Genomic DNA, 2,868 nt, shown 5'->3' with positions numbered 1-2,868 from the left:
GGAAAACCAGTGTCGTAAGTTTAGACGGGAGAATGGCTTATGTTAGGTGGTAATCAGGTAGAATAAAGCATTATCCCTAACCTAGGGAAATCTCTGCGCTATCTCAATACATACAGTTAGGCGAGTGAAATAATGATGCTATCCTTAACGAATTTTAGTTGTTGAGGCTTCAACCATGAAAAAAGGGCATCAGTACCGAATCACCATTGATCATGTTATGAATCCTGATGGTTCGACACCGGAAGACCAGAAGATTGAGTTTGAATTCACAAGTCACGACGAAATATTGAGCATCATAGAAAAACTGAAAAACAGACCGGATATTGGATCTGAGGCAGCAGCGCCTTTAGGTTTAGGCATCAAGCTTTTTGGTGGCGTCCTGCTACAAAATCGAAGCTCAGCGCTTTTTTCAGGGCTATTGCCTCATTTCTCTGAGTTCATGAAACAGTTTAAAAAATCGGGACAAGAGGCTTCATAATCTTGCCGTGTTTATATGGTGCCAATTTCATTTTTTGTTTAACGCCTGAGCAACGGCGCGCGGCTTACTGGGTTGCCTTGAGCTCCTTATTCGATGCCTTGTTTTTTCGTTCAACCTTGTCGATATCGTCTTCTGACAAGATGGCGCCCTGTTTTCGCAATTGGCGCTGAAGCACTCCAACATCAATCTGTCTTGGCGTGATACCCTCTCTGAGCGACAGTGCAGCGGCGGTTCCGGCTGCTTCACCCATACCAATGCAGGGCACCATGACGCGAATAGACCCAAGTGCGACATGCGTGCAGCTCACACAACGCCCGGCTGTGAGCAGATTATCGATTCCCTGAGGTACAAGGATTCGATAGGGGATATGGTATTTGAATCCGTTTGGTGGGTTCCAGACTGTAGGATCCATGCCAGGCCCATCAATACAGTGGATATCAACAAAGAATGATCCGTAACAGACGTTGTCCGCAAATTTACGCTGTGCTTTCACGTCGTCTTCGGTAAGGACGTAATCCCCCATTATACGACGCGACTCACGTATGCCGATCGTGTTCGGCGTGGAGACCATGTAACACTGCTCCATGCCGGGCACGTACTTCCGGTATACCTCGATCGTTTCATATGCCTGCTTACGGGCCTCAACAGTCGCTTTGGTGAGGTCTTCTGCTTTGGTCGAGTCAATGTAGATTACGTGAGTGAAGTTGACCCCCACCTGGTCGGGTCGAGTGGGTGTCCACCACCAGCCCATGATGATCTTCTGGAAAGGACGCATATCGCCGTTGCGTTGTGCCTCCTCCCAGATTTGTGTCATCTTGTAGTCGGTACGCCAGGCACTGGCTTTCTCCCAATCAACGCCGCCAATGGTGAACATGAGTGTGACCGGCTGACACTTTCCGTCCGATGAGCGGCCGACTTCATACGGGCAGCCGGCATGAAACGCAACGTCGCCATCCCCTGTGCAGTCGACTATACGCTTCGCAGAGATGATCTGTCGTCCATTCTTGTTCTGTACTACGGCGCCGACAACGCATCCGTCTTTCACTACCGTGTCGCTGAAGAAAGTGTGATACAGGAGTTCTGCTCCCGATTCCTCTGCCATCTGTTCAAGAAGCAGCTTCAGGCCTTCGACCTCGAACCAGATGCCGTGTGAGTTTCGGATGCCAAAACCTCCATTGACAACTCGTTCACCTATTTCATCCGCAATTCCACCCACAATCCTACGGCCGGTTCCGCTTTCATCGTATTTTGAGATGTGACCGTGACCACCAGCTGTAGCAACACCGCCAAGGCAGTTGAACTGTTCCACAACTAGTGTCACTGCACCACTGCGAGCGGCAGCCAAAGTCGCTCCGACGCCGGCAGGGCCGCCGCCAATCACGAGGACATCTACTTCACGAAATACCTCTAGGTTTATATTGCCATCGAGTATCATGTGTCTCTCGTCTCCTGCATCAAACGACTAGGTGTTGGGCACCGTAGGCGTCCCGCATGAGCGCCTTGTATTGTGGTTTTCATGGGATTCCAAGACTAAATTGAGAAACTCAACAGTAGACCAAAAATCCTGCCTGCTCTTTCCCCTCGGCGTAGCCGGGCGCGTTCAACGCCAATTTCAACCGCGCGCCGCCAGGCGCGTCGGGTGGAGGGGCGAAGCCCCGGAACGAACTGGAAATTTTTGTTATGTGGCGGTTACGGATTAGACTAACCACTGATAGATAGCAATACCACCAATGATTGGTATCGCTGATAAAATCAGGAATGTGCCAAGACAACCACTTTGTGCTTGGCTGTAACTTGCCTTTTGCTTAGGGTTATTTCTGATCCACTCACTATGACATTTGTTACAGAATAATCTTGTCATGCCCCGATTCCATGCAGCTATGGTTCGAGGATTAAATTTTTCTTTAGCTCTACACTTGGAACATGAAAAACTATCTTGTTTTGGCTTTTTATTACGGCCTAAAAGCAGAAAAGAAATTATTGCAGGAACAACGAAAGGCCATACTATTTCATAATTTTGTATTTCGTAGAATTTGTAGCCTGTGAATCCGACAGAACAAATAGCTACGACAATTAATAAGTAGTCAAAGATATTCTTTCTCGGCGGTTCTAATTTATTACTATTTTTCGTTGATGATGTAGGTATCCCTTCAATAGAAACTGATTTTGCTCTGGTTTTCCCGTTTTTATCTTTCCCTAGTTCAAAATCGACTTCATTTCCAACCTCTGGCCTCCGACTTCTTGTTTTGAGACTTGATATATGAAAAAAGATCTTGTTGTTTTTATTTGAAGCAGAAATAAATCCAAAACCTTTCCTGATTACCACTGTGGCTCAGCCAGCTTGAGAAGCCTTGCTGGCATGGGGCAGGTTCGCGCAGCCATGTAACCCA

The 2,868-nt window shown here is 47.6% G+C and carries 3 protein-coding genes; 1 reads left to right on the top strand and 2 read right to left on the bottom strand.

Annotated elements, in window-relative coordinates:
• The first annotated feature begins 175 nt into the window (after nt 1–175).
• The gene (locus ABD892_RS11225) at nt 176–478 is read left to right on the top strand and encodes a DUF3861 domain-containing protein (protein ID WP_345195748.1); all 303 of its coding nucleotides are present in this window, start codon (nt 176–178) and stop codon (nt 476–478) included.
• Between the two features lie 64 nt (nt 479–542).
• Here the strand turns inward: ABD892_RS11225 and ABD892_RS11220 are convergent, their stop codons facing one another.
• Nucleotides 543–1,913: an FAD-dependent oxidoreductase gene (locus ABD892_RS11220; RefSeq protein ID WP_345195747.1), complete on the bottom strand. Its 1,371-nt coding sequence runs from the start codon at nt 1,911–1,913 to the stop codon at nt 543–545.
• Nucleotides 1,914–2,174: 261 nt separating this feature from the next.
• Nucleotides 2,175–2,804, bottom strand: coding sequence for a cold shock domain-containing protein (locus ABD892_RS11215; RefSeq protein WP_345195745.1), 630 nt, complete (start codon nt 2,802–2,804; stop codon nt 2,175–2,177).
• Between the last annotated feature and the right edge of the window lie 64 nt (nt 2,805–2,868).

This window comes from Kistimonas scapharcae (assembly GCF_039540975.1).
GTDB lineage: Bacteria > Pseudomonadota > Gammaproteobacteria > Pseudomonadales > Endozoicomonadaceae > Kistimonas > Kistimonas scapharcae.
Note: the sequence above shows the minus strand (reverse complement) of the source record. Positions and strands in the feature narration are given on the sequence as shown.

What these genes read in the sequence shown, in the direction of transcription:
- ABD892_RS11225 (WP_345195748.1), top strand. Translation starts at nt 176, where the DNA reads ATGAAAAAAGGGCATCAGTACCGAATCACCATTGATCATGTTATGAAT.
- ABD892_RS11220 (WP_345195747.1), bottom strand. Translation starts at nt 1,913, where the DNA reads ATGATACTCGATGGCAATATAAACCTAGAGGTATTTCGTGAAGTAGAT.